14 protein-coding genes are annotated in these 21107 nt (G+C 34.2%); 7 read left to right on the top strand and 7 right to left on the bottom strand.

Annotated elements, in window-relative coordinates; all coding sequences use genetic code 11:
- Position 1: 1 nt before the first annotated feature.
- Positions 2-1294 carry a T9SS type A sorting domain-containing protein gene (locus tag FCN74_RS07760; RefSeq protein WP_138932033.1) on the bottom strand — a complete coding sequence of 431 codons (1293 nt, stop codon included), beginning with the start codon at positions 1292-1294 and terminating at the stop codon, positions 2-4.
- A gap of 140 nt (positions 1295-1434) precedes the next feature.
- On the opposite strand from FCN74_RS07760, the gene FCN74_RS07755 reads away from it, so the two are divergent.
- The 3 genes from FCN74_RS07755 to FCN74_RS07745 all read left to right on the top strand — a co-directional run bounded on the left by FCN74_RS07755 (position 1435) and on the right by FCN74_RS07745 (position 4586).
- The gene (locus tag FCN74_RS07755) at positions 1435-2688 is read left to right on the top strand and encodes a PAS domain-containing sensor histidine kinase (RefSeq protein ID WP_138932032.1); all 1254 of its coding nucleotides are present in this window, start codon (positions 1435-1437) and stop codon (positions 2686-2688) included.
- Complete coding sequence (locus tag FCN74_RS07750; protein ID WP_138932031.1) at positions 2688-3722, top strand: response regulator; 1035 nt, start codon at positions 2688-2690, stop codon at positions 3720-3722. Before FCN74_RS07755 ends, FCN74_RS07750 begins: the two co-directional genes overlap by 1 nt.
- 78 nt (positions 3723-3800) lie before the next feature.
- Positions 3801-4586: a universal stress protein gene (locus FCN74_RS07745; protein WP_171047141.1), complete on the top strand. Its 786-nt coding sequence runs from the start codon at positions 3801-3803 to the stop codon at positions 4584-4586.
- On the opposite strand, the gene FCN74_RS07740 is transcribed toward FCN74_RS07745, so the two are convergent.
- On the bottom strand, positions 4583-5413 hold the full coding sequence (locus FCN74_RS07740) for a universal stress protein (RefSeq protein ID WP_138932029.1): 831 nt from the start codon (positions 5411-5413) through the stop codon (positions 4583-4585). The two genes, FCN74_RS07745 and FCN74_RS07740, sit on opposite strands and share 4 nt — an antisense overlap.
- Before the next feature lie 139 nt (positions 5414-5552).
- On the opposite strand from FCN74_RS07740, the gene rimP reads away from it, so the two are divergent.
- Genes rimP through infB form a run of 3 tightly spaced genes read left to right on the top strand, consistent with a single transcriptional unit; the run spans position 5553 to position 10012 of the window.
- Complete coding sequence (gene rimP, locus FCN74_RS07735; RefSeq protein ID WP_138932028.1) at positions 5553-6026, top strand: ribosome assembly cofactor RimP; 474 nt, start codon at positions 5553-5555, stop codon at positions 6024-6026.
- 1 nt (position 6027) lies between these two features.
- Positions 6028-7263 (top strand): transcription termination factor NusA, encoded by a 1236-nt coding sequence (gene nusA / locus FCN74_RS07730; RefSeq protein ID WP_138932027.1) that lies wholly within the window; start codon positions 6028-6030, stop codon positions 7261-7263.
- A 55-nt stretch (positions 7264-7318) separates the two neighbouring features.
- Complete coding sequence (infB, locus tag FCN74_RS07725; RefSeq protein ID WP_138932026.1) at positions 7319-10012, top strand: translation initiation factor IF-2; 2694 nt, start codon at positions 7319-7321, stop codon at positions 10010-10012.
- A 129-nt stretch (positions 10013-10141) separates the two neighbouring features.
- On the opposite strand, the gene FCN74_RS07720 is transcribed toward infB, so the two are convergent.
- From FCN74_RS07720 to gldJ, 5 genes are all read right to left on the bottom strand, one after another.
- Complete coding sequence (locus FCN74_RS07720; RefSeq protein ID WP_138932025.1) at positions 10142-11602, bottom strand: P-loop NTPase family protein; 1461 nt, start codon at positions 11600-11602, stop codon at positions 10142-10144.
- Position 11603: 1 nt separating this feature from the next.
- Positions 11604-12725 carry a vWA domain-containing protein gene (locus tag FCN74_RS07715; protein ID WP_138932024.1) on the bottom strand — a complete coding sequence of 374 codons (1122 nt, stop codon included), beginning with the start codon at positions 12723-12725 and terminating at the stop codon, positions 11604-11606.
- A 66-nt stretch (positions 12726-12791) separates the two neighbouring features.
- Positions 12792-14117: an MATE family efflux transporter gene (locus FCN74_RS07710; protein ID WP_138932023.1), complete on the bottom strand. Its 1326-nt coding sequence runs from the start codon at positions 14115-14117 to the stop codon at positions 12792-12794.
- A 1-nt stretch (position 14118) separates the two neighbouring features.
- Positions 14119-15393: a UDP-N-acetylmuramoyl-tripeptide--D-alanyl-D-alanine ligase gene (locus FCN74_RS07705; protein WP_138932022.1), complete on the bottom strand. Its 1275-nt coding sequence runs from the start codon at positions 15391-15393 to the stop codon at positions 14119-14121.
- Positions 15394-15460: 67 nt separating this feature from the next.
- The gene (gldJ, locus tag FCN74_RS07700) at positions 15461-17113 is read right to left on the bottom strand and encodes a gliding motility lipoprotein GldJ (protein ID WP_138932021.1); all 1653 of its coding nucleotides are present in this window, start codon (positions 17111-17113) and stop codon (positions 15461-15463) included.
- 162 nt (positions 17114-17275) lie between these two features.
- Between gldJ and porU the strand changes: the two genes are divergently transcribed.
- Positions 17276-21106, top strand: coding sequence for a type IX secretion system sortase PorU (gene porU, locus FCN74_RS07695; protein WP_246062589.1), 3831 nt, complete (start codon positions 17276-17278; stop codon positions 21104-21106).
- Position 21107 lies beyond the last annotated feature (1 nt).

Raw genomic sequence — 21107 nt, 5'->3', positions numbered from 1 at the left:
ATCAATTTTTGACCACTTTGTAAACTGTTAAAGATTTATCAATAAAATAAATTTTGGTTAAGTAAATTCCCTTTGGAAAACCATTGAAACGAACTTGTGTTTGGTCTGTTTTAAGATGTTTAGTTTTTAAAATTTCACCATTAATATTGTAAACTTCAATCTTTTTTATGCTTAGGTCAGCGCTTATTTGTAGTAGATTTTGAACAGGATTAGGATGAAGCTGAACACTTTCATCGTCAAATTCGACAGTGGAAAGATTTTCACAATCAATAGGCGAAGCATTTTGAGATTGAAAATTACCTTGATTAACCCACCAATTCTCCCATTGACCGCCATTGCCAGTTTCCCAAGTATTGAGGTCAAAAGTGTGGGTGCCATTTGAAGTACCTGCAACTTTATATGCCTTAACTGCACTTTGATTGAGATTCCAATTCAAGGCTTGATTTGGGTTAAGGCTTTCTGGTGAAGTCGTGTCTAAACAATTGATTTGAATAAAATAGGCATAATCATTAAAGTTTGGAAAATCACCATATATTTGAGCGATACCGTTCTGGTTTATACAGGCTGCTGTAAATTCATCTAAACCTATGCCAAAAACGCGTTCTCCGATTTGATCTTGCAGCCTTGCCATAAAAGCCATATGACGGCCTCTTCTATCGGGATTATCGTAATGTGTATCAGTGATGGTGTTGGATAAAACATTTGCATCAATAAAATCTGAAGTGCCCAAGGACAACTTAGGATCAAAGGGATTTGACAAGGCTTCGATAGAAGTTATTGTCCCATTTAAGGCATCAAAATAAAATTCACTTAAAATCGCCATCCCAGCACTAATACCACCAATAGGATATTGTTTGATGTTGATATGGTCATTGAGTAAATCTTCTAAAGCTGTATTCTTAAAATAATTGACATAATCGGCTTGATCGCCACCGGCAAACCAAATGGCTTCAGCCTCTGCAACTTGTTGTAAAACATAATTTTCTGTCGCTCCTTGCGCTTGGTCTATTCTTATGGTTTCTACTGAGTTTAGATTGACTCCAAGCTGATTAAACATATAATCATTATAACCATCTGTACCTGAAGTTCTTAATACGACAATATCGCCACCATCTGCCAGATTTAGAAACCACTGCATTGCGTTGTCATTTTCACTGGCGCCACCCATAAGGCAAATCCCAAATTGCGGATTGGTGTCAATATTATTGGGATTACCTGTGTAAAAACTGGTATAATTCTGCGATAAACACAGTTTAAAACAAAATAGTATTAAAGTATATTTCAGTAATTTCATGACAAAATTTAATAGACAAAAACGAGATCAATATCGCAAGATAAGAGATATTTGAGTGAACCTCAAATTTAAATTTATATTTCATTTTTTACTGAATGATTATTTAATAAATTCTTATTTTTGGTGACAAATTTTTAAAATTGAAACCTTTTACGTTATCAGATTCTGATGTGTTCTCTATTTTATTCGATGGTATTTCTGAAGGAGCTTTGATTGTCAACACAAAACAAGAAATTGTTGACCTTAATCTGGCAGCGGCCAAGATGTTTGGCTATGATAAAATCGAATTGAAACATCAACACATAAATACACTCATTCCTCAAAAGTTTCATCGTAAACACGATAAACATGTCAAATCATTTATTAAAAAAGATGAACCCCGCCAAATGGGTGCCGGACGTAAAATATTTGGTTTAAAAAAATCAGGGGAAACGTTTCCTGTAGAAGCAGGTCTAAATCCGTTTGAAATTGAAGGCGAAAAATATGTCATGACTCTAATTACAGATATAACAAAAAGGGTCAAAACAGAGCAACAAATATTAGAACTAAACGCTTCACTAGAAGAGAAAGTCCAAAGACGCACCAAAGACTTGAAAACGAGTGTAGATGAATTATCAGAGCTCAATGATTTACTTAAAGATGAAATAATGCGGCGAAAACAAGCCGAAGCCCGCATAAAAACAGCATTGCAAAAAGAGCGAGAGCTCAATGATTTAAAAACGAAATTCTTATCCTTGGTTTCTCATGAGTTTAAAACCCCTTTAAGTGGAATTTTAACATCATCTACCTTAGCTAAAAAATATACTAAAACTGAGCAACAAGATAAGCGAGATAAACATCTGAATACTATCAAAAATAAAGTGCATTATTTAACTAGTATTCTCAATGACTTTCTATCTGTAGAGCGACTGGAGTCTGGAAAGTTTACTTACAAATTTGATCATTTTAGCTTATTAAACTTAATTAATGAAGTCGTTTACAACGCCAATGTAACGCTTAAATCAGGTCAAATTATCAATTATCCTCAGGATATAGAAGATGTAGAGTTATATCAAGATCGGAATGTTTTGGAGTTGATTCTGTCTAACTTGCTTAACAATGCGATCAAGTATTCAAAAGAAGATACTACAATAACTTTAGATATTAATATTGACAAAAAGTATTTAAATTGTAAGATCACTGACGAAGGTATCGGTATCCCAGATAAAGATAAGCAGCATATATTTGAACGCTACTTTAGAGCAGAGAATGCATTGCTTAATCAAGGTACCGGAATTGGTTTAAATATCATTAAAGTACATTTAGATAATTTAGGTGGAGAAATTTCATTTGAAAGTCAAGAAAATAAAGGGTCTACATTTAAAATAAAACTTCCAATAAAACACGATAACTAATGGCAAAAAAAATCTTATTAATAGAAGACGATATTACAGTAAGAGAAAATACTGCTGAAATTCTAGAACTCTCAGAATATGAAGTACAAACCGCAAATGATGGTCTTAAAGGAGTAGAAGAGGCTAAAAGCTTCAAGCCAGATATTATCGTATGCGATATCATGATGCCTGAACTAGATGGATACGGTGTTTTAGAGACCTTGTCCAAAGATGCAAACACAAAATTTATTCCCTTCATTTTTCTCTCTGCAAAAACAGACCATAAGGACATCAGAAAAGGTATGGATTTAGGAGCCGATGACTACTTGACAAAACCATTTGAAGAAGAAGAGTTGATAAGTGCCATAGAAAGTCGATTAGCCAAAACAGCAATACTTCAACAACGTGACAATGTCCAAAAAAACAACTACAAATTAAGTAATTTTGATGAATTAAAAAATCACCTGAAAAGTTATGAATTGAAATCTTTTGAAACTTCTGAGGTTGTGTATGATAGTCATAAAGGTTCAAATTACTTTTATATGGTTGAAAAAGGTGTTGTAAAAACTTACATGATAGATGAAAATGGCAAAGAACTAATTACAGCTTTGTATAAAACAGAAGATGTGTTTGGCGATTTTACATTTAAACAAAATACTTCAAAAGAAATTGCAGAATGCTTGGAACCCACAAGGCTGTATTGTATCCCAAAAACAGATTTTAAACGCTTTTTAGATGCAAATACAAATATGCTTTATGATATTATTGACGTTTTAGACCATAACTTGAAAGATACCAAAAATCAACTACTTGATATGGCCTATAGTTCTGTAAAGCGAAAAACGGCACAAACCATCATTTTATTTACTGAGCGACTTAAACGCAATAAACTTCGACAAATAAGAATTTCAAGAGCCGATCTGGCAGCAGTAGCCGGTATCGCTCAAGAAAGTTTAATCAGAACACTTTCAAAATTAAAAAAAGAAGGACTTATCGAAATTGAAGGTCGAAACATTAAAGTATTAGATTTTGAAAGACTTGAACAAATTTCTTAATCTATTTTTTCAAAACTGATAAATATCATTTTGTAGCATAAGCTTAGCCATTAGATTTGCACATCTATAATGGAGTTTATGCAGGTATTATTGCTTACCGACTTTTCTGAAAATGCCAAAATAATGCAGGATTATGCGCTGAATTTTTTTGGTAAAGAAGATGTACATTTCATTTTATTTCATGCCATGAAGCCTTGTAAAGGTTCAGCCTGTGAAGGAGTTTGTTCTAGCCAACGCCATAAAGCGCTGACTTCAAATACCGAAAAACTACAGCAAAGGTTAAAACCAAATCAAACCCTTACCAAAGTCTTTATAAAAAATAATCTTGTAGATGCTGTAAGAAATTATATTGAAAAGAACAGTATCGATATGATTATTATGGGTGGAAAAGGGATAACCTCAGATAAAAACAGACAATTTGGTAAAAACACTTATGATATTGTCACTAAAATTAAATGCCCAATCCTTGTCATTTTTGAAAATTCAGTCATAAAAATACCCGGGCGCATCGTATTTCCATTAGATTACAGTACTTCTTTTCAACACAAATATTTTAAAACGATCAGTAAATTAAATTTTTGGAAAACCATAAACTTGTCAATTTTAGAAGTTCCCAACCGAATGTTAAACAATTTAATGTTTCAAAAAACCAATAAGCATAAAATTTCTAAAACTTTTAAAGAAATAAATTATCAATTCAAACCTATCGAAAATAAAGGCGAAAATGGTATTTGTGATGGTTGTTTAGATGCAGATATGATCATGTTTATGGCTAAAAATTTAAGCATAAGTAATCAAATATTCAGCCAACTCAATGCTAAAAAATTGAACCAACAAACGCCGCTATTAGTCTTACACGCTTAAATTTTAAAAGTGACAATTGGGCGTTTAGCGTGATTAACTAAATCCTCACTTAAACTACCATTGATAAAATGCGCTATACCTTGTCGACCATGGGTGCTAATGCCAATTAAATCAGCATTGATTTTTTTTGCATAATTCAAAATTCCAGTCTCTACATTCACATCGTTGTAAACACTAAAATGATAATCGGCATTATCAATATCTTTGGTATAAGTCTTTAGCTTATCATCAATTTCATCGGTTGTCTTAAATTTACTTGCTGTATTAACCATAACAAGTTCAATTGTAGTTTCAAGCTTGTGTGCAAAATCAATAGCGTTTTTAAACGTATTTATGGTTTCGGGGTCTAAATCTGTTGCAAATACAAACTTTTTAACTTCAAATAAGGGTATTTCTTTTTTAATGACAAGAACAGGAATATTAGAGTGACGGACAACTTTTTCGGTATTCGACCCAATAAAAATTTCTCTCAAACCATCAGCCCCACTTGACCCCATTATAATGACATCACAATCGTGCTTTTTGCTGATTTCCATAATACCGTCAAAAGCTTCATGAAATTCTACAGTTTCGTGAACTGTTATGCCTTTTAAATAGTCTTTTCTCATGATCTTGTTAAACCTTTGATGGGCAAGCTTCATAAAGAAAATAGCTTCTGGCAGATCGCCAGTGCCCTTTGGTTGTGCGGGGTCAATTAAGTCTAGTGGCAAATCTAGCATGTGTAATAGGAATATTTCACTATCAAATTTTTTTGCAATTTGTGCAGCAACTTTTAAAGCGTTTTCTGCCTCAGGTGAGAAGTCTGTAGGAACAAGAATTTTTTTCATGGGTTTGGGTTTGAATTTTTGTTAATAAAACTACAAAAAATATCTAATTCTTAAAAGTTTTTAGAATCGTAATATAATCGTATATTTGCAAACAAATTTGAAGATGAGGGGACAATTTGTCCCCTCTTTTTATAAGACTATGCAGGCAAAGGCAATTATAGAGCAAACGATCTCCAAAATTCTTGAAGAAAGATCAGATTTATTTGTCATTAATCAGCATATATCTGATGCTCTAGATATCAATTTAACAATAGATGGAGAGGATCTTGTAAATATATCAGACTGTATTGAAATCAGTAGAAAAATAGAATCTGCCCTAGACCGAGACCTATACGATTTTTCTATTAAAGTCCAGTCCCCTGGAGCAGATGAGCCTCTTGTTGATAAGAGACAATATAAAAAGCATATCGGTCGAAAAGTAAAGTTAAAAACCGATTCCCAATATGTCGAGGGCAGATTAGTTGAAGTTGATGATGACCAAATTAGATTAACTTGGAAATCTCGTGAGAAAAAACCAAAAGGCAAAGGCAAAATGACTGTAAAATACGATAAAACTTTTGCTTTTACAGAAATAAAAGAAGCTAGTATCAAATTAATGTTTAATAAAAATTAAGATGGAAAATATTGATTTAATCAATTCGTTTTCAGAGTTTAAAGACGATAAATTAATCGATCGTGTTACCTTGATGGGTATCCTTGAAGATGTTTTTAGAAATGCTCTAAAAAGAAAATACGGCGAGGATGACAATTTTGACATTATTATAAATCCAGATAAAGGAGACTTAGAAATCTGGAGAAACAGAATTGTTGTTAATGACGGTGAAGTTGAAAATGAAAATCAAGAAATATCCCTCACAGATGCCAGGAAAATTGAACCGGATTTTGAAGTAGGTGAAGACGTATCAGAAGAAGTGAAATTAGCACACTTAGGTCGTCGTGCCATATTAGCTTTAAGACAAAACTTGATTTCAAAAATCCATGAACACGATAGCACCAATACATTCAAATATTTTGAAGACCTTATCGGTGAGATATATACTGCAGAAGTTCATCACGTTAGAAGAAATATGGTCATCCTTTTAGACGATGACGGCAATGAACTCATCATTCCAAAAGAACATCAAATCCCATCTGATTTTTACAGAAAAGGTGATAGTGTAAGAGGAGTTATAGATAAAGTTGAACTCAAAGGCAATAAGCCGATTATAGTTTTGTCAAGGACTTCACCAAAATTTTTAGAAAAATTGTTTGAACAAGAAATCCCAGAAGTTTTTGACGGCTTGATTAATGTCAAAGGAGCTGTTAGAGTTCCAGGTGAAAAAGCAAAAGTTGCCGTAGATACCTACGACGATCGAATAGACCCTGTTGGAGCCTGCGTTGGGATGAAAGGATCCAGAATTCATGGCATTGTTAGAGAATTAGGAAATGAAAATATCGATGTCATTAACTATACTGACAATATTCATTTGTATATTACGCGAGCTTTAAGTCCTGCTAAAGTGATGAACGTAAAAATAGATGAAGACAAAAAAGTAGCCGAAATTACGCTTAAGCCGGAGGAAGTCTCAAAAGCTATTGGTCGTGGTGGCCATAATATCAGATTAGCCGGTCGATTAACAGGTTATGAGCTTGAAGTGTTCAGAGATGGGATTGAAGATGAAGATGTTGAATTAAGCGAATTTTCTGATGAAATTGAGGATTGGGTTATTCAAGAATTTATAAAAATTGGACTCGATACCGCAAAAAGTATACTGGAACAGTCTATCGAAGATTTGGTGAGACGAACAGATCTAGAGGAAGAAACTGTTTCTAATGTAGTAAAAATATTAAAAGAAGAGTTTGAAGATTAAATATTTTAAAGTAATCTTTGTATAATAGTGATAAAAGAATTTAGTAAACTCATATATGGCAGAAGTCAAAAAAATTAGATTAAATAAAGTATTAAGAGAGTTTAATGTTTCATTAGATAGGGTAGTAGATTTTTTAAAATCTAAAGGCTACGATATTGATGCAAGACCAACAACCAAGATATCTGACGAAATATACAATGTCTTATACGATGAATTTGAAACAGACAAATCTAAGCGAGTTGAGTCCAAAGAAGTAAGTGAAGAACTCAAAAAAGAGAAAGAAATGTTACGCTTAGCTCGAGAAAAAGAACTCGAGCGAAAAAAGCAACAAGAAGAAAAGCAGCAAAAAGAAAAAGAAGAAAAAGCCCTACAGGAGAAAAAAGCCGCTGAAGAAAAAGAAGAAAAAGAAAGAAAAGCCAAACTTTCTGGGCCTAAAACCGTTGGTAAGATTGACTTAGACAAAGACAAGTCAAAAACTAAAGACTCTAAAGAGGAAACGACTAAATCTGAATCACAAAAAAAACCTAAAGCTAAAACCACTTCTGAGGAAAATCAAAACAAAACTGAAGATAAACAAGATAAAGCAGAAGAAACTGAGGATGCAAAGACTGAAAAAATAGAGACCAAATACACAAAACTTAAAGGTCTTAATGTCACTGGTGAAAAAATTGATCTTGATAAATTTAAAGATAAACCTAAGAAAAAGGACAAGAAAAAATCTTCTGATCAATCAAAGAAAAGACGCCGTAAACGAATTACCAAAAATGATAATAAACCTAATTTTGATAAACGTAAAAAATCTAAAGGCAAAAAATCTAAGCGAGTAACCAAAGAAGAACCTACAGAGGAAGAAGTACAAAAGCAAATTAAGGAAACTCTAGAAAAACTTCAAGGAAAATCTAAAAAAGGGAAAGGTGGTGCTAAATACAGAAAAGAAAAAAGAGAACAACACCGCCAAAAATCTCAAGAAGAGCTCGACCAGCAAGAAAAAGAAAGTAAGACACTGAAGGTTACTGAGTTTGTTACAGTCAATGAGGTAGCAAGCATGATGGATGTTTCGGTAACAGAAATTATTTCAGCATGTATGACTTTAGGTATGATGGTGACAATGAACCAAAGACTAGATGCTGAGACTTTGACCATTGTGGCTGAAGAATTTGGATTTGAGGTCGAATTTGTAGACAGTGAAGAAGAGGAAGATATCGAACCTGAAGAAGTAGACAAAGAAGAAGATCTTGAACCTAGAGCGCCTATTGTTACGGTTATGGGTCATGTAGATCACGGAAAGACTTCATTGTTAGATAATATTAGAGAAGAGAATGTTATTGCCGGTGAGAGTGGTGGCATTACCCAACACATCGGTGCTTATGGTGTTGAACTTAGCTCTGGGCAGAAAATTGCATTTTTAGATACACCTGGCCATGAGGCGTTTACAGCTATGCGAGCCAGAGGTGCTAAAGTTACCGATATCGCTATAATTGTCATTGCGGCTGATGACGATGTGATGCCACAAACCAAAGAAGCAATATCGCATGCCCAAGCAGCTGGTGTGCCTATAATTTTTGCGATTAATAAAGTTGACTTACCAACGGCAAATCCTGATAAAATTAAAGAGTCTTTAGCCAATATGAACTTATTAGTCGAAGATTGGGGTGGAAAAATTCAATCTCATGATATCTCTGCCAAAAAAGGAGAAGGAGTTGACGACTTACTTGAAAAAGTTTTACTTGAAGCTGAACTATTGGATTTAAAAGCCAACCCAAATCGCCTAGCTCAAGGAACAGTTGTAGAGGCTTATTTAGATAAAGGTAGAGGTTATGTCTCTACAATTTTGGTTCAAACAGGAACACTTAAAGTAGGAGATTATATCTTAGCAGGAACAACTTCTGGTAAGATTAAAGCCATGCAAGATGAACGTGGCAATAAAATAAAAGAGGCTGGTCCTTCAACACCGGTATCTATTCTCGGATTAGACGGTGCACCTCAGGCGGGTGATACCTTTAAAGTGATGGTAGACGAAAGAGAAGCTAAGGAAATTGCTTCAAAACGAACTCAACTTCTTCGTGAACAAAGTGTTAGAACCCAGAAGCATATCACTTTAGATGAAATCGGCCGTAGAATTGCTCTTGGTGACTTCCAAGAACTTAATATTATCCTCAAAGCTGATGTTGATGGTTCGGTAGAAGCTTTATCAGATAGTTTACAAAAGTTAACTACTGACGAAATACAAGTCAATATCATCCATAAAGGTGTAGGCGCGATCACAGAAAGTGACGTGTTGCTAGCTTCAGCCTCTGATGCAGTAATTATAGGCTTTAATGTAAGACCAGCCGGGGCTGCTGGAAGTCTAGCCGATAAAGAAGAAATTGATATTAGAACTTATTCCATCATTTATGATGCCATTAACGACATTAAAGATGCTATGGAAGGTATGCTTTCTCCTGAACTTAAAGAAGAGGTGACAGGTAATGCAGAAATAAGAGAAACTTTCAAAATTTCTAAGGTCGGCACAATTGCAGGTTGTATGGTTACATCCGGTAAAGTTTATAGGAAATCAAATATAAGATTGATTAGAGATGGTATTGTAATTCATACAGGCGAATTGGCTGCTTTAAAACGTTTTAAGGATGATGTTAAAGAGGTGTCTAAAGGTTATGACTGTGGAATGCAAATCAAAAACTATAATGATATCAAAATTGGCGATATTATAGAGGCCTTCCAAGAAGTAGAAGTTAAGAAAACACTTTAGAATCTGAAACAAGTTCAGATTGACAAGAGGAATTTAATCTAAAATGAGTCCAGATTGACAAAATTTAGAAGACCTCACAGGTTTCAAAAACCTGTGAGGTCTAAATGGTTATAATGGAAAACGTTAAACCTAAATCCCTTTTATAAAATCTCCAAAAAGATCTTCAAATTGACTACCTTGATCAAAGCGACGTTTGCTTAACTTTTTGTGAATAGTCAGTGACCACAGCACTAGCTCCATATAAAAATAGAGACTGTCCTCAGGTGGTTCTTTTAGATATTCATGGACAAACTTTTTTAAAGGTGTTATCTTAGATAACTCTTCTTTATAAAGGCTATCTGGACTGTCGTCTAAAATCTCAAGGCCTTCATTTCCAGAAAACCATTTTATAATATCATCGTAAGGCTTCTTTTCATCCTTTTTTTCAAGTTTTTTAATTTCTGGAAAATAGACATTATATAGACTGAGAATAGCGTTTTCAATTAAACCTTGTGCGACATATTCAACACCTTCTTGTTCACCTTCATAGAGCAACTCTACTTTACCTGTAATGGCTGGAAGAATACCATTAAAATCGGCTAACCGGATAACTGTATTTGCTTCATCGTTGATCATAGCACGTCTTTCTGCAGTACTGACTAAATTTTCGTAAGCACTAATACTTAATCTTGCACTTATACCACTTTTAACATCAATGTATTCACTTTTTCTTGCTTCAAAACTAATTTGTTCTAAGAGTAATTGTGCAATCTCAGAAACTTTAATGTGACTTTGATCTTCAGTAATATTGACCTCTTGTTGAGTAATGTCTTTAGCGATTTCAATATTTTTAGGATAGTGGGTTAAGATTTGAGAACCAATTCTATCTTTTAAAGGCGTGACGATACTACCTCTGTTGGTGTAATCTTCCGGATTGGCGGTGAACACAAATTGAATTTCCATTGGAAACCTAAACTTGAACCCTCTAATTTGTAAGTCACCTTCTTGTAAAATGTTAAACAAAGCGACTTGTATTCTAGCTTGCAAATCTGGTAATTCATTAATGACAAATATGCAACGGTTAGCACGTGGTATCATACCAAAATGTATAACACGATCATCAGCATAACTGAGTTTCATGTTTGCAGCCTTAATGGGATCAATATCTCCAATTAAATCAGCGACACTTACATCTGGGGTAGCCAATTTTTCTGAAAATCTATCATTACGGTGAAGCCATTCAATAGGTGTATCGTCTTTTAATTCCTCAATGCATTCCTGAGCATGTCTTGAAATAGCATGAAACGGATCATCATTAATTTCAGACCCTTTTACAACAGGAATATATTCATCTAATAAGCCAATTAATTTGCGAGCAATCATCGTTTTAGCCTGACCTCTTAAGCCTAAAAGATTAATATTATGTTTTGATAATATGGCTCGTTCAACCTGTGGTATGACGGTATTTTCATAACCTACAATCCCTTCAAAACTATTGACATTGTTTTTAATATTGTCTATTAAATTATCCCTTAATTCATCTTTTACAGATTTTGATGTATAGCCATGTGATTTGAGCTCACCTAAGGTTTTAATTTTCTCTATATTCATGTTATTTCATTCTTTTATTTCTGTTTTGTTCGTAGTCTCTAAATACCAATTCACCCAAACCTTTAAGTCCAGAATAGAAGGCTTTACCTTTATTTGATTTTGTAAAACGATCTACAAATTGTTGCAAATAAGGATCTGATGTTATCATAAAAGTTGTAATGGGAATATTAAGTTTTCTCGCTTGAGCTGCCATATTATAGCATTTTCCAGTGATAAATGGATCGAGACCGGCACTATTTTTATAATAAGTGCCGTCAGCCATTTTTAAACAACTAGGCTTACCATCGGTGATCATAAATATTTGTCTATTGGCTTGACGTTTCCGTCTTAATAAATCCATAGCGAGTTGCAAACCTGCAACTGTATTGGTGTGGTAAGGCCCAACATTGAGGTATGGCAAATCTTTTATATTTATAGGCCAAGCATCGTTGCCAAAAACTATAATGTCAAGTGAGTCTTTTGGATATCTTGTGGTAATTAATTCCGCCAGTGCCATCGCAACTTTTTTTGCCGGCGTAATGCGGTCTTCACCATAGAGGATCATACTATGACTGATGTCTATCATCAAAACCGTGCTCATTTGCGTTCGGTGATAACTGTCTTGAACAACTAAATCTTCTTCAGTTAAATTAAAATTTGACAAACCCTGTCTGGATTGTGCATTTTTAAAACTTTCAGTAAGTGATATTCTATCTAGAGCATCACCAAATTCGTAAGCTCTCAAATCCCCAGAAGGTTCGCCGTGAAGTCCTTTTTTGGAAGTTTCATGTTGACCTGAAGCACTTTTTTTTAACTTACCAAAAATCTGCTCCAGCGCTCGTTTTCTGATAGCCTGTTCTGTTTTGTCTGTTATAGATATTTTATTTCCACCGTCAGGTTTTATCTCTTCTTTGATATAGCCTTTTTTCTTAAGATCTTCTATAAAATCTTCTATCGTGTAGTCTTCGGTCGTCAGATTATACTCTTTATCTAAGGCTTTTAGCCAGTCTATAGCTTCGTCAAAATCGCCTGAAGTGTAGGTGATAAGCTCTTTAAAAATATCAAACAATTTTTCAAAAGTCGAGACATTCTCTTCATTGTATGCCTCAAATCTGTAACCGCTTTGCTTGAATTTAAAATTCATATCACTAAATTAAAAGAATTCTAGCGATAGGGCTAATAAGTATTTGTTAAACTGTTGATAAATCCATTAAATACGATTCAAATAAGAGAGTCTAAATTTAAAAATTAAAGTTAAACTTCTGATGAGCATCCAGATAAAAAAGGCAATCCAAATCGCATAAAGTTTCAGTTCAAAATAATCTGTGAGGAGTAGAGTAGGGATAAACCCTAAAAAAGTAGCAATGAGAAGAATATTTCTAAGAAATTTTGCTTCGCCCAATCCCTTAAAAATCCCATCAAACACAAAAGCTAATGCATTGACAGGCTGCATTAACAAAACGACCCAAAATACTTGGTAAAATAAATTCAGAACGTCTTTATCTTTATTAAAAATAAGTCCGATAGGCTCATATAAAACTGTACAAACCACTATGAGAATACCAGCTACTAATATGGCATATTTTGAAATGTCAATACTTAAATACCACAAAGATTTATAATTTTTTTCACCGAGTAATTTTCCTCCAATTGCATTTCCAGCATTTGCGAATCCATCTATAAAAAACGAAAAAAACAACCAAATATTCATCAATATGCTTTGTGCAGCAATGTAATTATTGCCGTAACCTGTGGCATAGGCATTAGCGACGTAAATAGCTACATTTAATGATAGCGTTCTTAAAAATAAATTAAGACTCATGTTAATCAAAGGCTTGAGTAACGGATTAATTTTAAAACTTAATTTGAGGTGAAATGGGGTTTTTTTAAAAAAATAATACAATGCCATAATTAACATGACAAGCTGCGCACATAAACTCGCTATCGCAGCTCCTGTGAGGTGAAGTCCATCAAAAACACCATCTATTCCGTAAACTAAAAGATAAGTTAATACGACATTCACCGCACCTCCAGTTAAACTACATCGCATGGCCCAAGCGGTATTTTGTAAACCTCTAAAGACCCCAAATATGGCAAAAGTGACTAAGGTTAAGGGGAAACCTAAAGCTCGGATACGGTAGTAAGATTTGGCATAATCTAAAATTAAGCCTTCTGCTTGATAGAGTTTAAAAATATACTCAGCCAGTAAAGCCGTTACGGCATAAATGAAAAGGCTTAATAGAAAGTTTAACGCAATTGTTTGTGGTACGAGCGTTTTTACAGCATTTAACCTCTTAGCGCCTAAATGTTGTGAGACTAAAGCCGAAATAGCAGTTTTGGTTTGGGCTAAAATCCAAATGATGGCACTTAGAAATGAACCCACCAAACCAACTGCTGCAAGGGCTTCAACGGGATTGAGATCGACGTTGCCAATAATAGCAATATCGGTTAGTGAAATAAGTGGTTCAGCTATCCCAGCTATGATAGCAGGAATAGCAATCTTATTGATATCTTTTAGGCTGACTTTTGATGCCATATTAAAGGATCTCGTGTAATCGTTCTAAGGCCATACCACGAGAAGCTTTGATTAAAATATGTGCTTTTTTAATAGGGTGGTGATTTAAATTGTCTTTAAGCGCTTCAAAACTATTGTAGACATTATATACATTAGGATTGATAGATTTTTTAAATATTTCACCGCAAAAGTAAACCTCATCAATATCGAGGCGATTTGTAAGCTCTGCAATTTTTTGATGCTCTTCAATTTCGTCCTCACCTAATTCGTACATATCACCTAGAATAGCTACTTTATAATCAGATTGATAGGTGTCAAAACTCATCAAAGCAGCTTCCATACTGGTTGGATTTGCATTATATGCATCTGAAATCAAGGTGTTATTAGAGGTGATTTTGATTTGAGAACGATTATCCTTAGCTTCAAAATTTTGTATTGCATCTTTAATTTTTAAAACTGGTACATCAAAATAATAGCCTATACCAACTGCAGCAGCAATATTTCTAAAGTTATACTCACCAATGAGCTTAGATTTTATAGTGATGCCCTCAAACTCTAACTCAACAAAGGGTTCTGCCGACTTAAAGTAAATATTTAAGTCTGCATGTTGAGATTCGCCAAAACTAAATTTTTTTGAATCCTTTAACTTCTGCATTTGTTTGTTATCATCCGCATTCACAAATGCAATTTTTTTATGCGTTTTTAGGAAATCATAAAGCTCACTTTTACCTTTTATAACACCTTCTACACCACCAAAACCTTCGAGATGAGCCTTTCCAAAATTAGTAATATAACCAAAATCAGGTCTTGCAATTTCAGACAAAAATGCAATTTCTTTTTGGTGATTGGCTCCCATTTCAATAACACCAATTTCTGTTTTTTGATCCAATTGAAGTAAGCTCAAGGGAACACCAATGTGGTTATTAAGATTACCTTCTGTAGATTTAACATTAAATTTTTGTTCTAAAACAGCATGGATAAGTCGCTTAGTTGTTGTTTTGCCATTACTGCCGGTAATAGCCAATACAGGAAGCTCTAAAAAGTCTCTGTGAAAAGTGGCTAAATGTTGTAGAGTTTTTAAGGTGTTTGAGACTTCTATTTTTCCAGACATTTTGTCCTGCTTTTCATCTACAATGGCTTTCAAAGCCCCTTTTTTTAGGGCTTTATCTGCATAGTGATTTCCATTGAAGTTCTCACCCTTTAAAGCAAAGAATAGTTGCTTTCTCTTAATTTTTCTGGTATCAGTACAAATACCATCACTATCTAGAAATAATTTGTGAAGTTTTTTTATGTCCATTTGATTAATATAAAAAGCCCTAATTTGAATGTAAAATTAGGGCTTTTTGAATTAAAATTAATAAAATTTAATTCCTGATTTTAGTATTTAGTACAGCTTCAGAACCTGACATTGACATGGCATTTCTAAACCCTATGTAATCTGTTGACATATCTTGTGGGTAAAATCTGCGTTGAGCTGGGTCAAGCCAATAAGCCCTGTCTCTCCAGGATCCACCTTTTATAACTCTAATTTTATTATTTATAAGTGTCGTTCTTTCACTACTTTTATCATATTGTCTTTTAAGACCAGTGGAATCAGCTTCTATTTGATGTTTTGGGGAATTGTACATTCTCTCATCATCACTGACATCGGTAACGCCAAAATATCTTGAAGATTGCTTATCGCCATCTCTGAAATCTCTATTATCAGCTCTATTAAATTGAGTTCTTAAATAGGTTTCTTTTTCATCAATTTTTTCCTTTTCTATTTCGCCAGGAAGATTTCTATAGACAATTTTACCATCACTTAAGGTATCGTACTGAACTTCACTAGGGTCTAAGATATCAACTGAACCATCATCATTTATCACATTTCTGGTGTAGACATTACCTCTAAAGTAGTTGAAATCATTGTATTCTTCATCGATTTTTGGTCTGTAAACATCGGCGACCCATTCTGCCACGTTGCCAGCCATATCGTATAGACCATAGTCATTTGGCTCATAAGATTTTATGGGTGCAGTAATTGAAGCATTATCATCACTCCAGCCGGAAATACCACCATAATCTCCTATGCCTTGCTTAAAGTTTGCTTTCTGATCGCCAAGTGATCTTTTGTCACCAGAACGCGTATATTTGCCATCCCATGGATACTTCTTTTTACCACGATATGAATTGTAGTTTCTTAATGAAGAAAGCCCTAAAGCAGCAAATTCCCATTCAGCTTCGGTAGGAAGTCTATATTCAGCTGGGAGTAAAACACCATCTTTTTGGTTGACGTATTTACCACTCGTGCTATCTCTTTTCAATTTGTTTTGAGAAACCTTGCCACCCAAAGTCTTATCGGTATCTCCACCATAGACTTGACTTGGTGCAGAAAGGTAAGTCTCTGTGGAAAAAGCAGGAACGGTATCACTATTATTAAGATAAATATCTCTTTCGGTATAGCCTTCTTCAGATAATCTTCTTTCATTGACACGGTCAGTTCTCCATTCACTAAATTCTGTCGCTTGTATCCAATTTACGCCAACAACAGGATATTTAGCATAAGACGGGTGTCTCAAGTAGTTTTTAACCATACTTTCATTAAAACCTAATGGGTTTCTCCAAACTAAAGTGTCTGGTAATGCGCCTGAATATATGTTGCTGTAATTTGGATTAGACGGTGGAAATTTGGACTTTAACCAATATAAGTATTGAAGGTACATATTGTTTGTAACTTCAGTTTCATCCATGTAGAAAGATTGAACATGTTGTTGCGTTGGAGTATTATTCCAGTCATGCATCACGTCTTCACGAACTTGACCCATGGTAAAAGTTCCTCCTTTAACTGGAACCAAACCTGGTCCGGTTGTTTCGTTCACAAAATCTTTCATAAAAGAAGGACCACCTTTTCTACCAGTAATATCAATTCCAGTAGCTCTCGATACTTTATCATAATTTCTGGTGTTATTACAAGAAATCATAATTGTCGCTAATGCGATACAAGAAAATAGATGGGTATTTTTGAATTTCAACATATTTTATAATTTCAAAATAGGGTTGCAATATAATAATTAACGACGTATTAACAACAATATTTTATCCTTTTAAAAAATTTCTTAATCTAAATTCTTTGTCCTTACAAAATACTACATTTGACATCCTGTCGTTAATATTGCACAGATTTTATCTTGATTTGAATGAATTATATCAAATTTACTATTTTTTGTTTGCTTGGATTTCAAGCCCTAGTCGCTCAAAATACAAGTTATAACATTATTTGGAATGATCAGAAAAACGTGTCTACAAGTGTAGACAACAGCATAATTGTACCTGGTTTTGATAGCAAATACTTTTACTATGATGTTTTGACAAAAACCGTTACCTATGCGCGTTCTTTCTCTAATTTCAATGCACAAAATTATGAGGTTACTCAAGTTCAATACGAAAATATAGATAATAGATTTTTAAATCAAGTCAAACAAATTGATACTGAATTTGAGTATACTTTGGTCCAAACCTATGCCAGAAACAAAAAGATATTTACACTCAAGTTTAATCCGTTTGTCAAATCAAATGGTACAACAAAACGAGTAGTTTCTTACACACTTTCTCCAACTTCTAGAAAGCCAACTCAAAGTAATACTACTAATAGAAGTACATCCGTTCAAAATTCTGTTTTATCAAATGGGCAATGGTTTAAATTTTATGTCGATCAAACGGGTGTGTTTAAAGTTACCTATTCCTTTTTATCCCAATTAGGATTAGATGTAAATAATGTGAGTTCAAACAATTTAAAAGTACACAGTCATGGTGGTCGTATGTTGCCACTTACAAATTCTGAGAATCAATTTTTTGATCCACCTCAATTACCATTGCAAGTATTTGATGGAGGAGATGGAGTGTTTAATCCTGGGGATTACTTTTTGTTTTATGGTGAATCTACTAGAGTTTGGAATCAAGAGAGTATAACCCATATAAATGCTTATGCTGATAAAGCTTACTATTATGTAACTTTAAATACTGAGACACCAAATCGCATACAGCCGGCACAAAATGCTACAAACTCACCTGATATAACTGTAGATACATTTGACGATGAACAGTTTCATGAAGAAGATTTAACAAGCATGTCTTTAGTTGGTAGACGATGGTTTGGAGAACGGTTTGATATTGAGACAGAAAGGGAATTTGATTTTGAATTTAAAAATATTGTAACTAGCGAGCCATTAGTTTACGATATAAGATTTGGTGCAATTTCTGAAGCTACAAGTAGTTTTTCTGTCAGCATCAATGGAAATGAAGCCGGTACGGTTGCTATTGGTCCTACAGGAGATGATTTACCTTCAAACGGTTCACAAATTTTTACAACAATTAGTGTCAGTTCAGACGATATCAATATCAAGTTAATTTACAATAAAAGTGGTAATCCTGCAGCTAGAGGCTTTTTAGACTATATAAGGCTTAGAGCCAAAAGAGAACTTCGAGCAGAGGATACCCAATTTGAATTTAAAAATTTAGATATTCCTGCATCTACTGGCTTTGTGCAATATAATCTATCCAATGCCTCAGAAATTTCTCAAGTTTGGAAAGTCAATAGTTTAACAACTATCGATACCTATAGCAATAATAATTCATCTCAAAACTTTAGTTTTGTTACAGCTCATGATCCACAAACCAAATTTATTGCCGTCTCACCAAATGATTACTTTCAACCTAAAATTGATGGTAGTGATAAAACAGTTGCTAATCAAAATTTGAAAGGCACTATCTTTAACAATAATCAAGGAGATTTTGAAGATGTTGATTATGTGATTATTACAAGACAAGATTACCTGTCTCATGCCAACAGGCTTGCAAATTTTAGGCGGAATAACAATAACCTCAATGTCAAAGTTGTTGATTTAAAATCAATTTATACGGAGTTTTCTACCGGTAAACCGGACATCTCAGCAATTAGAAATTTTATGAAATACATTTATGATAATGCAACATCCACTGATAAAAGAATAAAATATCTGTGTTTCATTGGGGATACTTCTGTAGATTATAAAAATAGATTACAAGGCAACAACAACATAGTTCCAACATTCCAAAGCCTTGGTAGTTTTGCCACTACGAGGTCATCATTCATGTCTGATGATTTTTTTGCCATGATGGACCCCAATGAGGGCGATATGAATTCAGGTAATAAAATGGATTTTGCAGTTGGTCGGATTGTGGTAGAAACACAACAACAAGCTAGAGAAGCTATTGATAAAATTATAGATTATGAAACGCGGCCTGCCTTTGACGATTGGCGAAATAATTTTATTCTGGTATCAGATGACGTAGATAAAGATTGGGAGCATACTAGTATTCAGGTCAATCTAGACAACTTAGGAGATGAAATATCAGAGAATAAACCCAATATTAATGTCAAAAAAATACACAGTGATGCCTTTCAGCAAGAGTCTTCTGCCGGAGGCGACCGTTACCCTAGGGTTAATGCTGAAATCGCCGATCAGGTTGAAGTTGGAGCTACTGTATTAAATTATTTTGGTCACGGTGGTGAAGATGGATTAGCTCAAGAACGTATTGTTACCCAGTCTGATGTAGAGTCATGGCAAAATCCCAATCGTTACAACATCTTTTTAACGGTGACCTGTGAGTTTACAAGATTTGATAACCCCTTGCGCATAACAGCTGGAGAATTGTCGTACAGAAACCCTGAAGGCGGTCCAGTAAGTATGATTACTACGACTAGGGCTATTTCTGTTAGTGACGGTGTTAGTTTTAATCGTGAGTTAGCACCATTTTTATTTGACTATGATGAAAATCTTATTTCAGTTGGAGAAGCTGTACGATTAACCAAAAACATACTTGGAACAGATGGTCGTCGAATTGTTTTTTATATTGGTGATCCGGCATTGAGAATACCTTTTCCAAAACCTAATGTTCGTTTAACACAAATTAACGATGTGCCAATCAACCAATTTAATGATACACTTAAAGCCTTAAGCCAGTACAAAATGTCTGGCGAAATTGTTGACGATACTGGTAATCTTATCAGTAATTATAACGGTATAGTTTCTACAACACTATTTGATAAGAGAATTCAACGTTCTACACTAGCCAACGACAATACAACAAACTCTCAAGGTGAATTATTGATCATGGATTTTACCACACTTGGAGAAATCTTGTTTAGTGGCCAAGCAAGTATAAACAATGGTAAATTTGATATTGAATTTGTATTACCTAAAGATACTCGAATTCCTGTTGGAAATGGAAGAGTGAGTTTTTATGCTTTAAGAGATAATGTGCTTGAAGACCAGTCGGGATATAATAATGGCATTTTAATAGGTGATATTAACGAAAATGCACCTGAAGATAATCAAGGTCCACAGATACAACTGTTTATGAATGATGAATCTTTTGTTGATGGCGAAATTACCGACGACTCTCCTTTTTTAATCGCCAAATTGCAGGATGACAATGGGATAAACACTGCCGGTGGTATAGGTCATGATATTGTTGCTTTTTTGGATGGAGATGAGTCCAATCCTATTGTTTTAAACGAGTTTTACGAAGCTGATGTTGATGATTTTACCTCAGGAGAAGTGGCGTATAAACTAAGAGATTTAGAAGATGGATTGCATACCTTAAGCTTTAGAGCATGGGATGTTTATAACAACTCATCTACAGCTGATATACAATTTAGAGTAGCTTCTTCAGAAGGTCTCGACATCACTAGGGTTCTAAATTATCCGAATCCTTTTGTGAATTATACCGAATTTTGGTTTCACCACAACCAGCCGTTTGTACCGTTAAATGTTCAAGTTCAGGTATTTACTGTAACCGGTAAAGTTGTATGGACGCATAATGAAACTATAACTACCGATAGTTTTTTAGCCAGAGAAATCACCTGGGACGGTCGGGATGATTTTGGAGATCAAATTGGGAAGGGGGTTTATGTGTACAAACTCACTGTCGAATCTCCCAGCATAAACAAAAAAGTAGAAAAATTTGAAAAACTCGTTAAGCTATAAC

Origin of the sequence: Mesohalobacter halotolerans (genome assembly GCF_006120725.1) — a bacterium.
Taxonomy (GTDB): Bacteria; Bacteroidota; Bacteroidia; order Flavobacteriales; family Flavobacteriaceae; genus Psychroflexus; species Psychroflexus halotolerans.
The sequence above is the reverse complement of the archived record's forward strand: the minus strand, read 5'-3'. Positions and strand labels throughout refer to the sequence as shown.

What these genes read in the sequence shown, in the direction of transcription:
- nusA (WP_138932027.1), top strand. Translation starts at nt 6,028, where the DNA reads ATGGAAAATATTGATTTAATCAATTCGTTTTCAGAGTTTAAAGACGAT.
- FCN74_RS07705 (WP_138932022.1), bottom strand. Translation starts at nt 15,393, where the DNA reads ATGGACATAAAAAAACTTCACAAATTATTTCTAGATAGTGATGGTATT.
- rimP (WP_138932028.1), top strand. Translation starts at nt 5,553, where the DNA reads ATGCAGGCAAAGGCAATTATAGAGCAAACGATCTCCAAAATTCTTGAA.
- porU (WP_246062589.1), top strand. Translation starts at nt 17,276, where the DNA reads ATGAATTATATCAAATTTACTATTTTTTGTTTGCTTGGATTTCAAGCC.
- FCN74_RS07720 (WP_138932025.1), bottom strand. Translation starts at nt 11,602, where the DNA reads ATGAATATAGAGAAAATTAAAACCTTAGGTGAGCTCAAATCACATGGC.
- FCN74_RS07750 (WP_138932031.1), top strand. Translation starts at nt 2,688, where the DNA reads ATGGCAAAAAAAATCTTATTAATAGAAGACGATATTACAGTAAGAGAA.
- FCN74_RS07745 (WP_171047141.1), top strand. Translation starts at nt 3,801, where the DNA reads ATGCAGGTATTATTGCTTACCGACTTTTCTGAAAATGCCAAAATAATG.
- infB (WP_138932026.1), top strand. Translation starts at nt 7,319, where the DNA reads ATGGCAGAAGTCAAAAAAATTAGATTAAATAAAGTATTAAGAGAGTTT.
- FCN74_RS07715 (WP_138932024.1), bottom strand. Translation starts at nt 12,725, where the DNA reads ATGAATTTTAAATTCAAGCAAAGCGGTTACAGATTTGAGGCATACAAT.
- FCN74_RS07740 (WP_138932029.1), bottom strand. Translation starts at nt 5,413, where the DNA reads ATGAAAAAAATTCTTGTTCCTACAGACTTCTCACCTGAGGCAGAAAAC.
- gldJ (WP_138932021.1), bottom strand. Translation starts at nt 17,113, where the DNA reads ATGTTGAAATTCAAAAATACCCATCTATTTTCTTGTATCGCATTAGCG.
- FCN74_RS07760 (WP_138932033.1), bottom strand. Translation starts at nt 1,294, where the DNA reads ATGAAATTACTGAAATATACTTTAATACTATTTTGTTTTAAACTGTGT.
- FCN74_RS07710 (WP_138932023.1), bottom strand. Translation starts at nt 14,117, where the DNA reads ATGGCATCAAAAGTCAGCCTAAAAGATATCAATAAGATTGCTATTCCT.